Here is a 16,538-nt window from a genome sequence, read left to right as displayed (position 1 = left end):
GCCGCGACACGCCCGGGCAAGATCGACGGGATGGGGCCGGACACCGTAGACTCCGGCCTCATCCCATCGCCACTCATCCAGAGGATCACCATGAAGGTCGTTGTTGTCGTGCCCACGTACAACGAGCGCGAGAACCTGCCCGTGCTGGTGGCCAAACTCCGGGGACTGGCGAATCCCGACCTGCACGTGCTGGTGGTCGACGACAACTCGCCCGACGGCACCGGCGACATCGCCGACGGCCTGGCCGGCGACGACCTCGGCGTGCTGCACCGCACCGAGAAGGACGGCCTCGGCCGCGCCTACATCGCCGGCATCACGCGGGCCCTCGACGAGGGCGCGGACGTGGTGATCCAGATGGACGCCGACCTGTCGCACCCGGTCGACCGCATCCCGGCCATGCTGGACAAGCTGAACTCCACCGACGCCGGCGTGGTGCTGGGCTCCCGCTACGTCGAGGGCGGGCGGACCGCGTCGGAGTGGCCGTGGCACCGCAAGGCGTTGTCGGCCTGGGCCAACTTCTACGTCAACACCATCCTGCGGCTCAAGGTCAAGGACGCCACCGCCGGCTTCAAGGCGTGGCGGGCGGCCACGCTCAAGGCCATCGACCTGCCGACGATCAGGAGCAACGGCTACTCGTTCCAGGTCGAGATGAACTACCGCACGGTCAAGCGCGGCCTGCGCATCCTCGAGGTGCCGATCGTGTTCGAGGAGCGGGCCGAGGGTGCCTCGAAGATGACATTCGCCGTGCAGTTGGAGTCGGCCATCGCGCCGTGGAAGCTGCTGTTCGGGAAGATGTAGGTCAGAGGCGGCGGACGCCACGCAGCCCGGCCGCGTACGGCCCGTTGTCGTCCAGCACGCTCGCCCCGCCGACGTCGCCGAACGTCGGCCCGTCCGACGGTCCGCGGCAGGCCAGGAACCGGGGACGGCCGCTGTCGTCCGCGCCGAGGTAGATGCCGACGTGGTCGACGGCGGCCGCCTTGCCGTCGACGGCGAACAGCAACAGGTCGCCGGGCTGCGCCCGGAACCGGGCGCCGGGCGTCGTGTCGGCGACGACGGCGCCGAGCCGCGCGGCGGCGATCTCCGACGGGTTGCGGGCTTCCAGCGGAAAGCCCAGACGGTAGCCGTAGACCAGGCGGGCATAGCCGGCGGAATCCAGTGTGCCCAGCTTGTTCTTGCGCGGGGTGCGCCCTTGCCACGGCTGGCCGAGGAAGTCGGCGACGTCCGCGTCGGCACCGAAGTGCGCGCCCGTGACGTACTGGGTGGCGATGGCGAGTACATCGGGGCCGCGGTCGGCCAAGGCCTGGTTCAGCCACGGCCGAAACCAGTCGGCCTTCTCGTCACCGACGTGCCAGGGCTGCGGCGTGAGCCGCACCCAGGCGTCGGTGGTCACCACCGCCGTGGTCCGCGGATCGGTGAAGGTCCGGCTCGGTCCACTGAGGACGGTCGAGCGTGCACCATCGGTCAGCGTGGCAACGAGTTCGTCGTTCTGGTCCAGCACCTCGGTGCGCGGTGGGTTGTCCAGCCGGAGATAGCTGTAGCTGGTGGCCGGTGGGCGGGCGGTCCGCGTGGCGACGACCACGCCGCTGTCACGGGCGCGGGCTGGCGCGTCGGTGGCCTGCGCGAGCCCTACGACCGCGGTGCCGGACAAGGCCACCGTGGTCAGCAACACGGCGGTGCGAACGTGGCGCACGTCGGACTCCTATGAGGTCGGGATCAGGCCGACCAGCACACCGCTGGCCAGCACTCCGTACGAGGCGAGGGCGACGGACCCGGTGGCCAGCACGGTCACCGCGGGTGGCTGGCGAACCAGTTGGTAGGCAATGAGTCCGGGTACGACGAAGCCCAGCGTCTCGTGCACGTACAGCAGCGGGTAATTGCCTTGTATCAGCAGGAAAACCGTGGTCTGCAAGAGAACCCCGAGCAACACCACGGCGGCGAACTGCCGTTTGCCGTACAGGATCACGATTTTGCTCAGGCCGAGAGTGGCCAGATATGTGAGCACGGTGGTGAGCACCACGAGTGCGGCCCGGCGGTAGTCCTCGACCAGGGTCAGGGCCAGCCAGCCGGGGGTGATCATGCCGCCCGGCGACAGGTTCGTGGTCAGGTAGCACAGCAGGGAGAACAACAACCCGATGGCCAACCCGAGGGTGGCCACCTCGGGCGCGAGTTGCTGGCTGATCATAACCGCTCCAAGGTGTCCAGTTCGGCCAGCAGGACTTCGCCCTGGCCATGGATGTTGCCGATCGCGGCCAGTGATGCCTGACCGTCGATGCCGGCGACGAGCGCGTCCAACAGCTCCGGGGCGCTGCGCCGGCCGCCGAGGTCGACCACCCGCGGCCGCCACGAGGACGGGATGGCGGTCAGCGCGCTGCGGGTCGGCTCCCCGATCAGCAGCACGCGATCCGGTTGCAGCCGCGGAATCAAAGCGCCCATCTGCCCGTTGCGCTCGATCCGGTCCGGCCGGCAGTTGATCACGATGTGCAGCGGCCGGCCGATCGCGCCGTGGTCGAGCAGATGCTCGATGTTCATCACGGTCGACTCGGGATCGTTGGCCGCGAACACGTTCGCGAAGTGCAGCCGCTTGCCGCCGGCGGCGTAGCGGTCCACCCGCAGCACCCCGGGATCGGGCGGCGCGGCCCACATGCCCTCCATCGCGGCGGCGCGGTCGATGTCCAGCAGCTCGGCCACTTTCAGCGCGATGGCCACGTTCTCCTTGAACGTGATCCAGTCGAACGCCGCCAGCTCCTGGTCGGTCACGTCCTCGGGATCGACGGCGATCAGCCGGCAGTTCCGCTTGTCCGCCTCTTCCTGGAGGATGGGTAAACGTTCGCGTTCAGCCGTGACACACACGCCGCCGACCGGCATCGACCGGCACAGCGAGCGGGCCACGTCGTCCAGCGTCGGCCCCATCTCGGCCAGGTGGTCCTCGCGCACGTTGCACAGCACGCCGATGTCCGAGCGGATCAGCTTGGTCTGGTTGATCTCCTGCAACGGCGGCGCGACGGCCATGCACTCCATCACCAGCACGTCCGGGTCGTAGCCGGCGGCCCGCCGCACGATGGCGATCTGCTCGACCACGTTGGCAATGTTGAACTTCCGGTGCACCGGCTCCTCACGAGCATCGGGATGGATGAACCGCGCGGCGGTGCCGGTGGTCTTGGCCACGGTGACCAGACCGCCGCCCCGAAGCGCACCCGCGCACAGCCGGGTGATCGACGACTTGCCGCGGATCCCGTTGACCAGCACGCGATGCCTGATCCGGTCGAGATTGGCGTTGTGCCGCCGCTGTTCCACCACGCCGCCGACCAACAGCAGCAGACAGGCAGCCAGATACACCAGGTAGAGAAACAGCATTCCGTCCCCCTCAGACCAACGCCGGCAGCGGCTCGTCGACCGGTGTGGCCCTGCGTCGGGCGTCCAGACACTGCGCCAGTGTGCCGATCTCGTTGAGCCGCTCCGGATAGATCACGGTCTTCAGGTCGCCACCGGAGAACCGGTCCGCAGTCGCGGCCAGGCGGCGCAGCGGACCGGCGAAGCACAGCAGGTACCAGCCGAGCAGCAGCAGCCCGGCCGCGCCGCCGGCCATCGCGGCGAACAGCCAGAAGTTGCGCACGCCGTTGTCCGGCAACGGAAGTTCGGTCACCAGCTGTTGCAGCACCACGGTCCAGCGCAGCGGATCGGTGTGCGGCGTGCCGGCCAGCGACACCGACGCGATCACGTACTGGCGGCCGTCGATCTCGGCGATGCCGGGCCGGGCCGAACCGCCGAGCGCGTCGGCCACCGCCTGCCGCAACGGTGCCGCGTCCAGCACGTCGAACGCCCGATAGCCGTCGGCCGCGGCCAGTGTGCGCAGGCCCGAGTCGACCAGCCGGGCACTGCCGGCAGTGCGTCGCAGCACCGAGGACAGCTTGGCCACGTCGAGCTCGCCGACGAGGGTGTGCGTGCCGTCGGGCAACGGCGTGCTGGCGAACAGCACCGGCACCCGGCCGGCCGTGTTCTGTTGGTGCAGACCGGATCCGGGCGGCGGCGGCTCCTCGGTGCGCAGCGCCGGCCGGCCGGCGCCGAGCTGCACGGCACCGGCGGCGTCGGTGACGTAGACGCTGCGATAGCGGGGATTCTGCGACACCAGGTCGGCCAACGCCGGCTTCAGCGCCGGGACGTCCTTGCCTACCCGGGCCGTGAAGGCCTGCAACGTGGTGAGGCTGGCGGACAGCTGTTGCCGCAGCGCCTGCGCCGCAGTGGCGGCCAGCGCGCGTTGCCCTTGCACCACCACATCCGGCACGGTCGGCGTGGTCTGCCAGGCAATCGTGCCGACCGTCGCGGCCCAACTCAGCGGCAGCAACGCCGCGATCAGGACCACAACCCAAGCCGGTGCTGATAATCGCCGCGTGGAGCGGGGCCGGCCGTCGAGCGCCGCGGCGACCCGCTCGGCCTCGCGCAACCGGTACCGGCCGGCGGGAAGACCGGCCAGGGCGCGGGTCCGCAAGCGGCGGATCGGCCGCACGAAACCGAATCCGGCCAGCGCTGCCGCGAGGGCGACCAGCACGGCCAGCATGATCGCCCGCTCCGTGGACGCGGGAACCGTGGCGCCGACCCCCTCCGGAGCCACCGCGACCAGCAGCACGTTCAACCCGACCGGGACGGCCGGTGTGCCGGTCTTGACCGGGGCGTAGACGGCCAGCGGCGTGGTGCGGGTGTCGTTGACCACCGGGCCGCTGCCCACGTCACCCACCTGCACGCCGCCGCCGTCGGCCGCCGCCGCGCTGCCCGATGTGATCAGCCCTCGGGTGCTCGGGTCGGGGGTGCCGCGGGCGTGGACCACCCGGCCGTCGGCGGTGGTCAACAGGATCGCGGCGGCGAAGTCGGTGATCGGCAGCTTGGCCGGAACCTGAATTGCCGTTGACACGACGACGATCCAGTCGGTGCCGGTGACCGGCGCGGCCGTCAGCACCACCGTCGGGCCGGCCGGGTCGCGTACCACACGGACCGTGATGCGGTCGATGTTCCTGCCCGAAAAGGAGCCTGCCGGCACCGGCTCACCCAGTCGGGCCAACGGCTTCGACGAACCCTTGGACAGCAGCACCAGTCCACGGGCCTGCTGGCAGCTGCGGGCAAACGACGCGAGGGCGTCGGCCGGCGTCCGATCTGGATTGATCGAGTACAGCTTGACCGCCGTGCTCAGCGCCACCGCGACCTCGCCGAGCGAGTCGGCCGTCGAGTGCGCGAGATCGTCGACCAGCCGCTGCTGCGACCGGGCCAGCACGTGTGCGCCGTCACTGGCGCCGATCGCCGGCACCACCACCAGACAGCAGCCGACCAGCAGCGCGAGCGCCGCCGCGACGACGGCCAGCGGAGCCCGCACGCCGTCCGGAAACCCGTTCTCCACCGGTGTTTCCGCCCCAGTTCTCGCCGGCACTGCCCGCTCCCTGTCTTGTCGCAGCGCATTCACGCCTCGTTCACGGCAAGGACCACGACACCAGCCGGTCGGATCCGACAACACCTACGAAAGTCGGGTGGACGCGGTAACTGTTAAGCGCCACGGTGTCTGCGTGACACTTCCCGCGGCCGCCACGTCGCTCATTAGAGTATGGATTGCCCGGCTAGGCAAGCATCACTCATGATTCCCGAACGGGCACCGGGACGGACGCGCACTCCGTCAGCTGTGGGGCGAACGGTGGTGATCATCGCGACGCTGCTGGTCTGCGTGGTGGTGATCGTGCTGCTGCGGCCCTCGGGTGAGGCCGGCAAGGTCGACCTCGCGGCCGAGGTGTCAGGGTTCGCCGACGACCTCAGCCCCGACGCCCCCTATCGCCCGCCGAACGACCAGGAGCGCGGCGGCGCGCTGGACGGGCTGGTGCCGCTGCTCACCGGCACCACCAACCTTGATCCGGCCAGGAAAGCGTTGACACCACTGGGGTTCGCCGTCTCCGACGGCGTCGACACGGTGACCGGACGGCACTTCGTGCTGGCCACCACCCAGCCGGGCGCGGTGCGCGGCTGGGGCCTGTACATCGCCGACTACGACACCCGTGCGCGGCTGGTGATCGAGGTGCCGCATCCCCACTTCGACCTGAACACCGAGCAGGTCGGCATCGACCTGTACCGGCGGCTGCCGGGCTCGGCCGTGCTGGTCGCCGGCGCGCACCGCAAGGCCGGTGACGGCACCGCCGACGTCGCCCACAACGCGGACTCGCTGTTCAACGCGGTCGCCATGGCGCTGGCCCGACTCGGCCTGCCGCAGGTGCAGCTGCACGGCTTCGACGACAGCAGCCTGCCCGGCAGCGACGTCGTCGTGTCCTCGGGGGCGACGCCGCACACGCCGGTGCACGAGGGCATCGCCGACGGGCTCGCCGACCGGGGCCTGGCCGTGTGCCGGGCCTGGGCTCAGCCGTGCGGCAACCTGGAAGGCCGCCTGAACGTGCAGGGGACCGCCAGCGACCGGCTGGGTGGCGTCTTCGCGCACATCGAGTCGGACAGCGAGGTCCGCTCGCGGCCGGAACTGCGCGCACGGCTGGTCGATGTCCTGGCGGGCATGGTGTGAGCATCAGGTGGCGGCCGGCGGCGGTCGGCGGGCTGGCCGCGGTGATCTACGCCTGGGGCATGGCGGTGCACCCGGTGCACAACTACTATGCGGCCGCCGTGCGCAGCATGGCCGGCAGCTGGCGGGCGTTCGTGTTCGGCGCGTTCGATCCGCAGGGGTCGATCACCCTGGACAAGATCCCCGGCGGGTTCTGGCCGCAGGCGTTGTCCGTACGGCTCTTCGGTTTCCACGACTGGTCGGTGGCGCTGCCCGGGGTCGTCGAGGCCGTGTTGACCGTGCTGGTGCTGCACCGGGTGGTGGCGCGCTGGGCCGGTGAGACCGCGGGGCTGCTCGCCGCCCTGACGATGGCGTTGACACCGGTCGCCGCGGCACTGGCCAAGTCCCAGATCGTGGACACGCCGCTGACGCTGCTGCTCGTGCTGGCCGCCGGCGCCTGGCAGCGGGCCGTGTCCGACGACCGGCCGTGGTCGCTGCTGGTCTGCGGTGTCTGGGTCGGTGTGGCGTTCCACGTCAAGATGCTGCAAGCGTGGGTGGTGCTGCCGGTGTTCGCCGCCGCCTACCTGATCGCCGCGCCGGTACGGCGATGGTGGCACCTGCTCGCCGCCGGCGCGACGTGCCTGGCGGTGTCGTCCATCTGGCTGGTGGTGGCGCTGGTGACGCCGGCCGGTGCTCGCCCGTACATGGACGCCACCGCTGACAACAATCCGCTGGGCATGGTCTTCGGCTACAACGCCGCCAGCCGGTTGCACGGTCATGGTGTGCAGGTGTTGCTGACCAGCCGGACCGCGCCGCAGGTCGGCTGGCTGCTTCCGTTGTGCCTGTTGTCGATCGTGCTCGGTCTACTGTGGACTCGTGGCCGGATGCGCAGCGGGTTCGTGCTGTGGGGGCTGTGGCTGGCCGTCCACGTGACCGCCTTCGGCGTCGGGGATTTCCGGCACAGCTACTACGTTCTCGTGCTCGCGCCGGCGGTCGCCGCGTTGACCGGCGGCGGCATCGTCCTGCTCTGGCGTGTCCGCGACCGGCATCGGTGGGCGTTGCCGACCGCGATCCTGCTGACCGCTGTATGGACGGTCGTGCTGCCGGCGCGGCCGATCCTGAAGCCGGTCGCGCCGGCGGCGGCCGTGCTCGCGGTGTTCGGCGTGCTGGCCCTATTGGCGGCCAGGAACTCTCGGCTGACCGCGATCGGCGGCGTGGTCGGCCTGGTGGCGGTGCTGATCACGCCGACGGCCTGGACGCTGTCGACGGACGTGCGGGTGGTGACGGCCGATGCGGCCAGTCCGGCCGCCGGCGCCAAGCATCGCCAGTCCCACGGCGTGTCCGTGGCCGACGAGGAGCTGTTGTCGTGGCTGCGGGCCAACAACAGCGGCACCCGTTACCTGATGGCCGTCGACGGCGCCGGCAGTGCGGCGGCGATCATCGCTCATACCGGGGCCAGCGTGCTGCCGATGGGCGGGTTCACCGGCCGGACCCCGTTTCCGACCAATGCTCAGTTTCTCGCGCTGATCCACAACGGCGAACTGCGCTACGTCCGGGGCGACGTCCACACACCGGCCCGGACAGTGGCCGAGACCAACGTCAACTGGGCGGCCGAGCACTGCCGCAAAGTGCGCGACCGCCTCTACGACTGTCGGTGATCACGCCCTCGACGGTGCACGGACAGCAGTGGCCCACACGGTCGCGACCGCGGTCAGCGCGCCGGCCACGGCGCAGCCGATGCCGAACGGCAGCGCCGGTTCGTGCGCTGCCAGCACCGCGACCAGCAGCCAGCCACCGAGACCGAACAGCGCCCCGAGCGGCACCGCCGCCACGTACTTGCCGGCGCCGGTCCGTCCACGCCGGACGGTCCGGAGCGTGGACTCCAGGTAGGCCAAGGCGAACAGGCAGGCCAGCAGGCTGCCCGCGCCCATTGCGCTGGCCAGTGGGAACTGCTGCGGGATGGCCGGGAACTCCTGAGTGCCGGTCGCCGACTGCAAGCGTCCGGTGACCGCGCCGCCGACCAGCCAGCGGGTCAGCGCCGGGAAGGCCACGGAGTCCTTGCCGGACGCGCTGGCCACCTGGAAACCGGCCAGCCACAAGGACATCGTGGCTTCACCGCCGGTGATCGGCACCGGCAGGCTCAGGTCGATGTTCGCCGGCTGCCCCGGTGGCGAGCCCATGACCGCCAGTTGCGTGACCGCTGTGCGCGCACCCGGCGTGGGGGCGATGAAAGCCGTGACGACAAGGGCCACAAAGGCCAGCACCGCGACCAGCGTCGGCACCAGGGCCGAGCGGCGGGTGGCTTCGCGCGGCCGGCGATCGGCCGGCGCGGCATCGAGCCGCCCGGATTGGCTCCGGTCGGTCGGCTGCGCCCCGGCCTGGCCGGGGTAGGCGCCATTGACCGGCAGCGTACCGGCCTGCCGGCGGGTGTCGGGTTCCTCGTCGAGCCGCGCGGTGTGTTCCCGTACGGTCCGGTTTTCCTCCGGCCACGCGCTTTTCGGCTGCTCGCCGGTGAACCAGTCGGACCGGGTGCCCTCCTCGACCTGCGTGGCGTGCAGCGTCGGCCGAGGCCGGGGCTGCGAGCCGCCGCTGGTCACACGGGGCGACAGGTGTACGGGAATTCGGGACTGTTGCAGCCATCCCGGCCCGAAGGTGGTGTCGGCGGCGGCGGCGAGGTCGGCGGCGAAACCCTCGGCGTCGCGGTAGCGCTGGTGGGTTTCCCTGGCCACGGACCGCATCACGACCTCGGCCAGCGGCGCCGGCACACCGGTGATCGGCCGGGGATCGCCGAAGATGTGCTGCCGCATCATGCTCAGCGCGCCGCGGTCGTCGGCGAAGGGCAGCGTGCCGGACAACATCTCGTACAGCACGGTGCCGGCGGAGTAGACGTCGGCGGCCGGCGTCAGTGGATTGCCGGAGGCCTGCTCGGGCGAGATGTAGGCCGGCGTGCCAAGGACTTCGCCGCCGTGGGTGACGAGCGTCGTGCCCTCGCTGATCACCTGCGCGATGCCGAAGTCGGCCACCTTCAACACGCCCTGCCGGGTGAACAACAGGTTCTTCGGCTTCACGTCGAGGTGTAGCACCCCGGCCGAGTGGGCGGCGTGCAGCCCGGCCAGCGTGGCCAGGATGATCGCGCAGGCGGCGTCCGGCGTGATGCCGCGGCCCTGGGACCGGTCGAAAACCGTGCCGCCGTCGAGCTTTTCCATCACCAGCAGGCTGTCCCGCGCGGTACGCACGTAGTCGTAGACCGGCACGATGTGCGGATGGTCCAGGCTGGCCAGTACTTTCGCCTCACGGTCGAACCGGCTGCCCATGCCCGGCTTGTGCACCATGTCGGCCGGCAGCTGCTTGATCGCCACGTGCCGGCCGAGCGACCGGTGCACGCCGGCGTACACCACACCCATGCCGCCGGCCCCGATCATCGCACCGAGCTCGTACTGCGGCAGGGCATTGACCACGTTGGCGGGGGCGGTCACCCGGTCACCTCGCTCGTCAGCGCGATGGTCTCGGAATCGACCGGCACGTCCATCAGCATCGGATGCGGTGTCAGGTAGCCGAGCACCATCCCGATCAGTGTGGTGCCGACGACGATCGGGATCTCGACGCTGGGCTCCGGCGGGATCACGCGCAGTACCGACAGCGTCACCACGGCGACAAGTCCGGTGCCGAAGCCGGCCGGCATGAAGCGCAGCGCGCGGCGCAGCCGGTTGGCCGGAAGTCGGTGCCGGGCCAGGGCGAGCAGGCACGCCGCCCAGGCGGCGATGGTCAAAAGCAGCACCGCGATGCCGAAAACCCCATACACGGACAGGATCGAGCCGCGTACGTCGCTGGTGGTGTCCACCGCGACGAGCTCGGCACGGTCCGAATCGAACAGCTGCACGGCCGCCGGTAACAGGCCGATCGCCTGCCCGTCGAGGTCGGCGAGGTCGAGGCCGAAGGTGCGGGTGGCCCGCCCGTGCGCGGCAACGTCGAACGGCAGCGTGGTGTCGTAGGCGAAGAACGTCAGCGCCAAAGCCGTGCCGGACAGGCGAATGCTGCGGATGTGGACCGCCGTGCCGCCGTTGTTGGTGACGGTGACCGACAGCTGCACCGGCCGCTGCGGCGTGATCACCATGGTGTGGCCGGTGATGTCCTGGCCGTCCATGGACACGGCCAACGTCGGCGGATCATCCGACGCCTGCGCGGGGGTCGTGCCGGCGAGCAACATGCCGGCTGCCAAGGCAACCACGACACCGGTGCGACGTCTCATCGAGAACTCCCAGTTGAGCCGGGCTTGACTGGCGGGAGATGCTACCGCCGGTCGGCTCGCCATGGGCCGAACGAACCACAGTGGATGGGGACGATGGGGTTACTTGTTCGCACAGTGACGTTCCTGGCGCTCTGCGTGGGCGTGCTCGCGCCGGCGACCGCCTTCGCCCAGGTGGCCCCACCGCAGGTGACCGTGTCGCCGACGAGCGGACCGGCCGGCAGCCAGTTCACCATCCACTGGAGCGGCTTCACCCAGTGCCGCGTCATCACTTTCACCTGGGCGGGGGCGGCTTTGGCCACCGGGTCGCCGGGCACCCAGGGCAGTGTGGCGGCGACCGCGCCGGCCGACGCCAAGCCCGGTACGTACGCGATCGGGGCCACGTGCGGCGATCAAAAGGGCGGCAGCCGCTTCACCGTTACGGTGACAACAACCACAGTCACCACACCGGTGCCGACGACCACCACGACGCCACCGGTTGTCACGACAACAACGCCCCGCGTGACAACGACAACGCCGCCGACCGTCGGCACCACCCCGAACACGACCACCACGACTTCCGTTGCCACCACGACAACCGACGCTCCGACACCGGTTCCGTCGGTGACCGACGAGCCGAAGACCGACGGCGGCCTGACCCTGGACCACACCAGCATCCAGCCCGGCGACACGCTCTCCGCGTCCGGAACCGGTTGCGAGCCTGGCCATTCCGTCGTGCTCACCTCGGGCGGCGAGCAGGTCGGCGCGACCACGGCCGACAGCGCCGGCGCCTTCACCGCGCCCGTGGAGTTCACCAAGATCGAGCCCGGCCGGCACACCGTCACCGCCAGCTGCGGCGTGCAGCTCACCGGCGTCGTGGACCAGGCTGTGACGAGCTCCAACGGCGACTACTCGTCCACGTTGATCGTGCTGGTGTTCTTCGTGCTCGGCGGCATTCTCTTCGTGCGGTTCGCCTACTGAGTCACCGGCAGGCGTTCGGGCGAAGGGCATCCCGGGCCGCGGCGCGGGAGATGTTCCACTCGCGGAAGTCGTCCAGCGGCAGCGTCCGCCACGGCATGGCGCACGACTTCACGTTGTCCGGCAAGCCTTCCAGCGCCGGTAGGATGTCAACCGACAGCCCGGACAGGTAGAGGGTGTCCAGCTGCTGGGTCTGCTGCCAGCGCTGGACGTCCTGCCGGGCAACGAGATACTCCGGATCCACCGCCGCGAGCACCAGCAGCGACCCGACCGCGGTGCTGAGCATCGCCTTGGGCAGCCAGCGACCGTTCAGCTTCACCCCAGCCGCGATGATCATCACGTACACCAGACCGAGCCAGATCTCGCACGCTTCCACCATGAGCCGCAACACGGTGAAGCCGTACGCCTCCTGATACGCCCACATCCGGCTGAGCGCCGAAGCGACGACGATCAGCGTGAGCACCGACAGCGCGCCGAGAATCCCCCTGAGCCACAAGCGATCCGCGACCGACTCCCGTGGCGCTATGCGTGCCGTGACGCCGATGACGGCCAACGTCAACACCGTGACGGCGGTCAGCTGCCAGAAGGCCGTGCGGGCGAACTGGGAGTACGTCAGGTCGGCCGTCCGCTGCACGTACGCGCTGCCACCGAACCACGACACCATCTGCACGGCGACAAAGGTCGCGAACAGCACCACCAGCATGCCGACCGGCACGCCCCACTCCAACCGGCGAACCACCGTCTGACTCGGTCGGTACGGCCGCTTCCGCACGATCGGCCGCAGCGCCCCGGCCGCGATCAAACCGCCCACGACGAACAGGAACAGCGTCCGGGCAACCGATCCACTGTCCACTGTGGGCGTACTTTCGCTGAGCAATGTGGCGAAGTCCCGATCGGCCGTGGCGAACAGCGCACCGAAGATCGCCACCATGCCCACACCGACGCCGACCGACACCGTCATCCGCCCGCCGCCGCGGATCTTGCCGAATCCCCTGCCCAGAGAGGGAAAGGCCATCACCGAGCCGAACAGCAGGGCCGTCGTCGTGCGGCCGCCGCTGACCGCCAGCGACGCCGTCACCACGGCCGTCAACAGGCACAGCACGAACAGCCACTCCGCCGCCCGCAGCGTGCCCACGCCGACCAGCAGCACGGTCACCGCCGCCCATCCGACGCTGATCAGCTTGGGGCGCTTGATCTGCGTGCAGACCACGACCACCAGCAGCAGGGCGGCGATCAGCCAGCCAACGCCCGGTCTGTCCAGCGGCACGAGTGCGGCGGTGACCACGCCGGCCATCAGCACCGGCCACGGTTTCGGCGTGGGGTTGGTCGGGGCCGTGGCGACCTTCGTGTGGACGGCGTTCATCGGCGCATAGCTCATCGAGCAACTCCAGGGCAGGTGGTATCGCCGTCGCACCCGAGCGGGCGGACGGTACGAGAAGTGAGGGGTTACAGGGCGGGCAGGGTGACCTTGATGCGGCAGCCGGCGTGGCCGGGGTCGACCACGGCGATGGTGCCGCCGTGCAGGTCGACGACCCAGCGCGCGATGGCCAGTCCGAGGCCGGTGCCGCCGTCGCCGGACCGCTCGCCGCGGGTGAAGCGCTCGAACACGCGGTCCCGGTCGGCGGCGGCGATGCCCGGGCCCTCGTCCAGCACCTCGATGACGGTGTGGTCGGCGTGCGCGGCCGCCCGCACCCGCACCAGACCGCCACGGGGACCGTGCCGGGAGGCGTTGTCCAGCAGGTTGGCCACGACCTGGTGCAGACGCCCGCGGTCGGCGTACACCGTGGCGTCGGCGGGGGAGACCTTCACGTCGAACCGGGTGCCGCGGTCGGCGACCTCGGCCTCGGCGACCATGTCGGCCAGCAGCGGGGCCAGCGCCAGCTGCTCCCGGGCCAGGGTCAGCACGCCGGCGTCCAGCCGTGACAGGTCGAGCAGCTCCTCGACCAGCCGGCCGAGGCGTTGGGTCTGGGCCAGGGCGGTGCTCATGGTGGCCGGGTCGGCCGGGGTCACGCCGTCCACGACGTTCTCCAGCACGGCCTGCAGGGCGGTGATGGGCGTCCGCAGCTCGTGCGACACGTTGGCGATCAGGTCCCGGCGCTGCTGGTCGGCCGCGCCCAGGTCGGCGGCCATCTGGTTGAACGCCGTGGCCAGCTCGCCGACCTCGTCGCGGGCGGTGGCCCGCACCCGGACCAGGTAGTTGCCGCGGGCGATGGACTTGGCCGAGGCGGTCATCTCCCGCAGCGGCCGGGTCATGCCGTGGGCCAGCACCTGCGACGTGCACAGGGCCAGCACGATGGCCATGATCGAGGTCGCCGGCGGCAGCCAGCCGATCTGCCAGCGGAAGAACGCCAGCGCCGTCGCGCCCGAGGCGACCAGCAGGATCCCCAGCTTGAGCTTGATGGAACGGACCGGGTCCAGCGGTCTGGGCAAGAGTTCTAGCAGTGCTAGCACCCGGTCTGGGAGCTTCACCGCGGCACCTCCAGCGCGTAGCCGACGCCGTGCACGGTCCTGATCAGGTCGGCGCCGAGCTTTCGTCGCAATGCCTTGACGTGACTGTCCACAGTGCGGGTGCTGGCCGCTTCGCCCCAGCCCCACACCTCGGCCAGCAGCCGTTCCCGCGGCAGCACCGCCCGCGGCCGGCCCGCGAGGTGCACCAGCAGCTGGAACTCCGTCGGCGTCAGGTGCACCTCCTCTCCCGACCGGTGCACCCGCCGCTCGACCACGTCGATCTCCAGGTCGGCCAGCACGATGCGGTGGCCGTCCCGCTGCTCGGCCCGTCCGGCCCGGCGCAGCAGGGCGTGGACGCGGGCCGCCAGCTCACGGATCGAGAACGGCTTCGTCAGGTAGTCGTCGGCCCCGACGGCCAGCCCGACCAGCAGATCCGTCTCTTCGTCGCGGGCGGTCAGCATCAGCACCGGGACCGGCCGCTCGGCCTGGATGCGCCGGCACACCTCGAGGCCGTCGAAACCGGGCAGCATCACGTCCAGCACCACCAGGTCCGGCCGCCGGGCCGACGCCGCCGCCACCGCTGACGGCCCGTCGGCCGCCGTCTCCACCTCGAACCCTTCGGCCCGCAGCCGCGCCGCGACCGACTCCGCGATCGTCGGCTCGTCGTCCACAACGAGCACTCGCCGCTGTTGCTCCGCCATGTGACCGACCCTAGACGCGGGCCGTGGAGAGCGATGGCGGAAGATGTGAAGGTCTCGTGGAGGGGTTCGACAGCGTGAACCGGGTGGTGGCCGACCGCTATGTGATCGTCGGCGAGCTGGGCCGGGGCGGCATGGGCGTGGTGTGGCGCGCCGACGACCGCGTCATCGGCCGGCAGGTCGCGCTCAAGGAGATCCAGGTGCCGCCCGGCGGCATGGACCGCGTGCTGCGCGAGGCCCGCACCGCCGGCCGCCTCAACGACCCCGGCGTCGTCACCGTCTACGACGTGCTGACCGACCGCGGCTCCACCTTCGTCGTGATGGAGCTGGTCGAGGCCCCCACCCTCGCCGACATCATGGCCGCCCAGGGCCCGCTGGCCCCCGACCGCGTCGCCAACATCGGCCTTGCCCTGCTGACGGCCCTCGAGGTGGCGCACGCCGCCGGTGTCGTGCACCGGGACGTCAAGCCCAGCAACGTGATGCTGCTGCCCGGCGACCGGGTCAAGCTGGCCGACTTCGGCATCGCCCGCGCCATGGACGACCCCGGCCACACGTCCAACGGCGTGCTCGGCTCGCCCGGCTACATGGCGCCCGAGCTGTTCAACGGCGGCTTCCCCGGCCCCGCCTCCGACCTGTGGGCGCTCGGCGCGACGCTGTTCCACGCCGTCGAGGGCCGCGGGCCGTTCCACCGCGACACCACCGCCGCCACCCTGCACGCGATCATGTACGAGGAGCCGCGGCTCCAGCTGTGCCAGGGGCCGCTGGCCGAGGTGATCCTGGGCCTGCTGATCCAGGACCCGTACCAGCGCTGGACGCCGACCGACGTGCGGCAGGTGCTGTCCGGCGGGGTTCGGCTGTCGGCCACCCGCCCGGTTGACCCGTGGGAGAAGGAGCCGAAACCGGGGCGTCGCAAGGCTTTGGTCATCGGTGGCGCCGCGGCCGCGGTGGTCGCCGTTGCGACGACGTCCGCGGTGCTGCTGTCCAACTCGGGCCAGCAGGACGGGGTCGCCTCGGCCGCGGCCCTCGCCTCGTCGACCACGGCGACGGCGACTTCGGCGCTGCCCACGACGACCACCACGACCGCCGCCACCACGACGTCGACCGCCGCCACGACCACGACGACGTCGAAGACCACGACCACCACGACGAAGCCGCCGCTCGTGCTGGCCCTGCTGACCCGCTACAACAACCCCAAGGGCTTCCACTTCACCGGCACGCCCAAGTCGGCCGTGCCGGCCGGCTTCACCCGTGAGGGCCCGCTGGGCTCGGTGGTGGCCAAGGCGGAGCCCGGCACGATCAAGCTCTACTCGTGCAAGATGAAGACCACCGACGACCACTTCAGCTCGGTCGACCAGACCGGCAACTGCGAGGGCCAGACCTCGCTCGGCCTGCTCGGCTACGTCTACCAGAACAAGCCGACCGGCGTCGCGACCACGGCGCTGTACCGGTGCAATTCGGGCAACAGCCACTTCGACTCGGTGATCGCCAACTGCGAGAGCGCCAAGGTCACCAAGGAGGGCACGCTCGGCTTCGTGGTGACCGACGGCTAGCGTTCCTTCGCCCGGGCGGCGACGGTGTTTTTGACGTCACGGGGTCACGTTCGGGCACCTACCGTTGTCGGTGTCGCGCCCCCGTCTCACCCCCCGTGACGGGAACGCGCCCGCTGTCCCCG

General features: G+C 70.8%; 14 protein-coding genes. 5 read left to right on the top strand and 9 right to left on the bottom strand.

Annotated features, from left to right (window positions below):
- Positions 1-90 precede the first annotated feature (90 nt).
- Positions 91-798 (top strand): polyprenol monophosphomannose synthase, encoded by a 708-nt coding sequence (locus M3Q35_RS18360; RefSeq protein WP_273943088.1) that lies wholly within the window; start codon positions 91-93, stop codon positions 796-798.
- A 1-nt stretch (position 799) separates the two neighbouring features.
- Here M3Q35_RS18360 and M3Q35_RS18355 read toward each other — a convergent pair whose 3' ends face one another.
- Genes M3Q35_RS18355 through M3Q35_RS18340 form a run of 4 tightly spaced genes read right to left on the bottom strand, consistent with a single transcriptional unit; the run spans position 800 to position 5,386 of the window.
- Positions 800-1,690, bottom strand: coding sequence for an NlpC/P60 family protein (locus M3Q35_RS18355; protein ID WP_273943087.1), 891 nt, complete (start codon positions 1,688-1,690; stop codon positions 800-802).
- Between the two features lie 9 nt (positions 1,691-1,699).
- Positions 1,700-2,182, bottom strand: coding sequence for a poly-gamma-glutamate biosynthesis protein PgsC/CapC (locus M3Q35_RS18350; RefSeq protein ID WP_273943086.1), 483 nt, complete (start codon positions 2,180-2,182; stop codon positions 1,700-1,702).
- Positions 2,179-3,354: a poly-gamma-glutamate synthase PgsB gene (pgsB, locus tag M3Q35_RS18345; protein ID WP_273943085.1), complete on the bottom strand. Its 1,176-nt coding sequence runs from the start codon at positions 3,352-3,354 to the stop codon at positions 2,179-2,181. Before pgsB ends, M3Q35_RS18350 begins: the two co-directional genes overlap by 4 nt.
- 10 nt (positions 3,355-3,364) lie before the next feature.
- Entirely contained in the window at positions 3,365-5,386 is a 2,022-nt protein-coding gene (locus M3Q35_RS18340; RefSeq protein WP_273943084.1) for a HAMP domain-containing protein, read from the bottom strand.
- Between the two features lie 288 nt (positions 5,387-5,674).
- Here M3Q35_RS18340 and M3Q35_RS18335 point away from each other — a divergent pair, with 288 nt between their 5' ends.
- Complete coding sequence (locus M3Q35_RS18335; protein WP_273943083.1) at positions 5,675-6,541, top strand: hypothetical protein; 867 nt, start codon at positions 5,675-5,677, stop codon at positions 6,539-6,541.
- Entirely contained in the window at positions 6,538-8,175 is a 1,638-nt protein-coding gene (locus M3Q35_RS18330) for a glycosyltransferase family 39 protein (RefSeq protein WP_273943082.1), read from the top strand. The genes M3Q35_RS18335 and M3Q35_RS18330 overlap by 4 nt, the downstream gene beginning before the upstream one ends.
- Here M3Q35_RS18330 and M3Q35_RS18325 read toward each other — a convergent pair whose 3' ends face one another.
- Together M3Q35_RS18325 and M3Q35_RS18320 are read right to left on the bottom strand one after the other, a co-directional pair.
- A complete protein-coding gene (locus M3Q35_RS18325) occupies positions 8,176-9,993 on the bottom strand; it encodes a serine/threonine-protein kinase (protein ID WP_273943081.1) in 1,818 nt (605 codons plus the stop codon). It lies immediately after the preceding gene.
- Positions 9,990-10,766, bottom strand: a complete 777-nt coding sequence (locus M3Q35_RS18320; RefSeq protein ID WP_379793952.1) for a hypothetical protein — start codon at positions 10,764-10,766, stop codon at positions 9,990-9,992. The genes M3Q35_RS18325 and M3Q35_RS18320 overlap by 4 nt, the downstream gene beginning before the upstream one ends.
- Positions 10,767-10,859: 93 nt before the next feature.
- Here M3Q35_RS18320 and M3Q35_RS18315 point away from each other — a divergent pair, with 93 nt between their 5' ends.
- Entirely contained in the window at positions 10,860-11,723 is an 864-nt protein-coding gene (locus M3Q35_RS18315; RefSeq protein WP_273943080.1) for a hypothetical protein, read from the top strand.
- A gap of 1 nt (position 11,724) precedes the next feature.
- Here M3Q35_RS18315 and M3Q35_RS18310 read toward each other — a convergent pair whose 3' ends face one another.
- The 3 genes from M3Q35_RS18310 to M3Q35_RS18300 all read right to left on the bottom strand — a co-directional run bounded on the left by M3Q35_RS18310 (position 11,725) and on the right by M3Q35_RS18300 (position 14,869).
- Positions 11,725-13,098: a DUF4153 domain-containing protein gene (locus tag M3Q35_RS18310; RefSeq protein WP_273943079.1), complete on the bottom strand. Its 1,374-nt coding sequence runs from the start codon at positions 13,096-13,098 to the stop codon at positions 11,725-11,727.
- Positions 13,099-13,166: 68 nt separating this feature from the next.
- Positions 13,167-14,189 (bottom strand): HAMP domain-containing sensor histidine kinase, encoded by a 1,023-nt coding sequence (locus M3Q35_RS18305; RefSeq protein WP_273943078.1) that lies wholly within the window; start codon positions 14,187-14,189, stop codon positions 13,167-13,169.
- Positions 14,186-14,869, bottom strand: coding sequence for a response regulator transcription factor (locus tag M3Q35_RS18300; protein ID WP_273943077.1), 684 nt, complete (start codon positions 14,867-14,869; stop codon positions 14,186-14,188). Before M3Q35_RS18300 ends, M3Q35_RS18305 begins: the two co-directional genes overlap by 4 nt.
- Before the next feature lie 56 nt (positions 14,870-14,925).
- Between M3Q35_RS18300 and M3Q35_RS18295 the strand changes: the two genes are divergently transcribed.
- Positions 14,926-16,416: a serine/threonine-protein kinase gene (locus M3Q35_RS18295; protein WP_273943076.1), complete on the top strand. Its 1,491-nt coding sequence runs from the start codon at positions 14,926-14,928 to the stop codon at positions 16,414-16,416.
- Positions 16,417-16,538: the final 122 nt, after the last annotated feature.

The sequence above is a fragment of the Kutzneria chonburiensis genome, assembly GCF_028622115.1.
Taxonomy (GTDB): domain Bacteria; phylum Actinomycetota; class Actinomycetes; order Mycobacteriales; family Pseudonocardiaceae; genus Kutzneria; species Kutzneria chonburiensis.
The sequence above is the reverse complement of the archived record's forward strand: the minus strand, read 5'-3'. Positions and strand labels throughout refer to the sequence as shown.